This window comes from Plebeiibacterium sediminum, assembly GCF_026013605.1.
Lineage (GTDB): Bacteria > Bacteroidota > Bacteroidia > Bacteroidales > Marinilabiliaceae > Saccharicrinis > Saccharicrinis sediminus.
This window is the reverse complement of record NZ_JAPDPJ010000138.1, coordinates 1-4,485: the sequence shown is the minus strand read 5'-3', so window position 1 is coordinate 4,485 and position 4,485 is coordinate 1. Positions and strand designations below refer to the sequence as shown.

Here is a 4,485-nt window from a genome sequence, read left to right as displayed (position 1 = left end):
TGGTTCTAAGGAACCGAAGAAATACCATAAAACAAGTATAGTAAAACCATAGTCAATACAACGTCATATCCTTGTCATACCATAGGCAAGCGATATGGAAGCAACGTGAGATAGGTTGTAAGGAATTTATATTATTAGGTTAATAGGCCAGTAGATATTATAAGATTAGGTTGTTAAATTTTTATTTAATTAAGCTATATTCAAGAGCTTTTGGGGCATAATTCATCAGAAACCACTGAAATATATACCCATGTAAGTAACAAATATTTGCAACAGATAAAAAGTCCGTTATATGACATTACTATTTAAAATAATAACTATTTTAGCAGTAGTTAAACCCAAACACAAAGACGAAATAAGTCCAAGTATATTATGATTACTGAAAAGTTGGTGGTAATCAAACATAACGATGGCTTACTATTTTATAACGACATAGAATAAGCACTTGAGAACGTATATATGAAAATACTAAGACTTTATATTGATAATTACAAGCGGTTTTCAAATATGAAAATTGACATAAGTTCAAGCGCTATTGATAAAGAATTATATGATATATATGGTGATACTAATATTTCAGCTTTAATTGGAGAAAATGGCAGTGGAAAGACAACTATTTTAAGCTTTATTGTTAGAATATTTAGATACATTCAACGAAATCATGAGAAACTCACAGATTTTAAAATAGAGTATGAATTAAACGGAAACTTAATACATCTAGAAAAATATAATAATTCAATTTTCATTACTGTTAATGGTACTAAAAAACTGTTATTAGAAATGAAAAGGACAAATGGTCAGAGTATTTATAGAAGAAAATTACATCAAAGAAAAATTGAGCTAAAAGACACAACTTTTGAAGAAATACGGAATTATCTACCTAGTCAAGTTATTGCTTCAGGTTTTGACACAGATTATAATCTAGATTACAATAAGAATTTAATTTGTGAACGCTTAGTAAATCTTAATAATCAGCATTATTTTGAATCCTCTGTAGGGTTATATGTTTCAAAAGGCATCTTAAGGTTTTATAGACAATATTTTGGGAGTAATACATCCCTTAAAGAATCTTTTGACAAACTAAATATAAAGCTTGAACCTTATGTTAAAGCGCATGTGAATTTATTGATGATATATAAAGAAAAGGAAAGCAGTAGACCATATTTAGATGATAGAATACAGGTTAGTGAAGGAGTGTATATATCTGCTAGAAATATTCATTATAAGGATTTATTTAAAGATTTAATTCAATTTTGTGAAGGACAAGATTACGACCTTTTTTCCTTAGTACATTCTATTAATGAAAGAGCAATGTTTAATGATTTCATTGATGCCGAAAACTCAAATGGTTTTGAGATGAAACTTAACCTAGTGGATTATCTCAAAACTTCAGCTCGACATATCGAATTGATTGAAATTTTAATTAAATATAAGGCTTTGTATATTAATGATATTTTCCTAAAAAAGGACAACCAATATACAATGGCCACAATGAGTACTGGCGAGAAAATGATTTTTGGGAGATTATTCCATGCATTGACACATATAAGTAATAATTCAATTATTATAATAGAGGAACCTGAAATTCATCTGAATTATTTATGGACAAAGCACTTGACAGCTATTATGATTGAACTTTTCAAGACATTTTCAATTCATTTATTAATAAGCAGTCATAATTTTGCATTTATTAATAATTTACAATCGGAACATATTCTTCTATTAAAATCTGGAACTGTTTCTCATCCACAAAATTCTTTATTTCTATCTGATGAAGAAGTAATTATAAACCTTTTAAATCCAGCAGGTGTAAATGACAGTGCTATTGAAAAATATATTTTTAAAGTTATTGAACAAGAAAATGTAGAACTTCTAAAATATTTTTTTCAAAAAATAGGAGATTCATATATAAGACTATTAATTTTTAAGAAACTTAAAGAGTTAGGTATTATACATGTGGAAAGTAACTAATGAAAATACCCGCCCTTACCTAATTGAATTTAGGAATTATGTAATTGAGCCATTATTGTTATCAATATCTAATCACATAACATATAAAACATTCAGTGATTTTAATGAGTATATAAGTGAAACCTTTCCAAAGAATCAGAATGAGTTACTTTCTTATGTAGTTAACAAAAAACATCAAGGATTTAAAATAATTGACTTAGTAGCTGATGTTAATCATAGTACCATTGCTAACCAATTAAGCTTATATTCAAAACAAACCAAACAATTAGACAATTTAGATTTTAATATAACAGAAGAAAGTGTAGATGTTGAATTATCAAAACTATTTCGAGTTTTTTTCTATGAACTATTTTTCAATGATGAGTTTATATGGAAAAAAATAAAAGACGAAAATTTTAGCAGGAAAGACTTTCATGAGAAATTCAAAAAGGAAAATAGTTTATCCATTTGTCCATATTGTGACATAGATACGATAATTAGCGACGGCAATATTGTTATAGAACATTTCTTACCTAAAAGTAAATTTCCGTTTCTCTCAATGCATCCTAATAATCTTATTTCCTGTTGCCAAAGTTGCAATGGCCCCTACGGCAAGAAAACCGATTATTCAATACCAATTGCAAATCCATATACACAACAAATTGGGGATTTTGTCTCCTTTGATATTGATAAATACAATCATAAGGTAAAATTGAATGCAATAGCAAGTATAGAGATTGATAACTATTTGGATTTAATGCAATTAAAACAAAGGTATGGTAAAGATGAAATATTTGAACAAATAGACCTGAAATCAAAAGTAATCTTTAAGCAATGGAGACGTTTAGAATCACTTGGTTTTAACATTGAAACTCATTCTCTAATTATGGAAGACCTTAATTTTAGAAAGGAATCTTTGACTTTTGCAATGAAAAGTATTTGTAAAGAAAAAGTTCTTTATGATAACTATAAAAAAATGAATAAGGAATGACATACCGCCAATTGAATAACAAGCTAATAGACTAACAGTCTATCGGAGAACCTCTCACCACTCAGCGTACGGGTCTCGTACTGAGCGGTTCCTTACATCGTGGGGAATAGCGAATTAGTATTTGAAGCCAAAGAAGAGTGCAATTGATTATACATATCAGATAAAGCAATATAGCCACGTTTTTGAAGTCGTTCAACCGTTATGGTTGTTCCTAAAAACTAAAACTTAATTTTACTTAGAAGTGGCGATTTCCACTTTGTTTCAATTGAGCAATAGCCCAACCTCTCATTACACCCAAATAACCTACACTGCTACCATCACCGGTAACCACTGCATTTTTCCATCCGAAAAAAGCGTCACTTGCAAGTGGTTCGAAGCGTTACCTCCGTCCACTAGGGACTTGCTCCCTATGGATAAAAATTATACCTATAAAAGATTTGTATTTTTAAACTTTTCCAAGAACTTTAGGTGTGGATGCACCGCTGCTCATACAGAGTACACACAATGTATAAAAAACATAATTGGCTCAGTGCTTTACGGAAGTTCGGAGCATTTATTCAGCTCCGCCAAATCTGCGATTTGACGGGTTGTTTTAAAACATTAAATTTGTGTCAAAACCCAAATTTGGCTCAGTGCAACTTGACAGGTAAGAGCTTCGAAATCACTTACGTTTCTTATACTAAACGTTACCGCCCATGTTGACAAAACACAATAAAATTAACAAAGCGAGAAAAATATACAGGAAATATTTGCAGCTTCATTTTTGATTTGTTTTTCAGGATATAATAGAAGACCAAAATGTGAAAATTGGTTTGTAATATGTTTAGAAAAGAAAAATATAACAGTTTTTCAAACAAGACTTATAAGAAGATTATAATAAAAAAGTGAAGTATTCTTTAAACGTAAAATTAAATGAAATATAAATGGAAAAATTTAGGTGTCCAAATTGTGGCAATAAAATTCCAATGACAGAATTACTAAATTTTAAAAGAAGTCATCAAACAAAATGTGAAAAATGTCAAGCTAACCTAAGACCAAAAAAAATTAAATCATGGAATTTTGGTTTTGGATTAGGTTTTTTGGCTGTGGCAGTTCCAGTAAAAATTTATTGGTATTATAACCGTGACTTTTTAGTTGGAATGTCCTTGGGACTTTTATGTGGCATACTTTTTATAACATTATTCATACTATATCTTTATAAAGTTACAGAATTTGAAGAAATTTGAATTTCTGTTAGACTATTTTATTACTATTTGAAGAATAGGAAAGAGCATTTGATGAACCATATTTATAAGAAGAAGATTTAGTGTTCGTAATAAAGATTTTAACAGACTGTAATATTGGATTAAAATAAAAGAATAATGAAGGAAATATGGTTTTAAAATATTTATTTACAGAAATAATAACAAAAACACTTAGCCTCTAATGTAGGGTTGCTTGCATACCCTGCAGATTGGAGGGTTTGTTGAACTAAACAATATTCCAGCAACTAATCTGTAAAGTGTTAATAATGTGATTTTTACTTATAGTGTTTTAAATGGCAT

The 4,485-nt window shown here is 29.1% G+C and carries 3 protein-coding genes; all 3 read left to right on the top strand.

What is annotated here, in order from left to right; all coding sequences use genetic code 11:
* Positions 1-459 precede the first annotated feature (459 nt).
* The 3 genes from OM075_RS24265 to OM075_RS24255 all read left to right on the top strand — a co-directional run bounded on the left by OM075_RS24265 (position 460) and on the right by OM075_RS24255 (position 4,167).
* The gene (locus tag OM075_RS24265; protein ID WP_301193152.1) at positions 460-1,971 is read left to right on the top strand and encodes an AAA family ATPase; all 1,512 of its coding nucleotides are present in this window, start codon (positions 460-462) and stop codon (positions 1,969-1,971) included.
* Positions 1,955-2,941, top strand: a complete 987-nt coding sequence (locus OM075_RS24260) for an HNH endonuclease family protein (protein ID WP_301193151.1) — start codon at positions 1,955-1,957, stop codon at positions 2,939-2,941. The genes OM075_RS24265 and OM075_RS24260 overlap by 17 nt, the downstream gene beginning before the upstream one ends.
* A 923-nt stretch (positions 2,942-3,864) precedes the next feature.
* Entirely contained in the window at positions 3,865-4,167 is a 303-nt protein-coding gene (locus OM075_RS24255; RefSeq protein ID WP_301193150.1) for a hypothetical protein, read from the top strand.
* Positions 4,168-4,485: the final 318 nt, after the last annotated feature.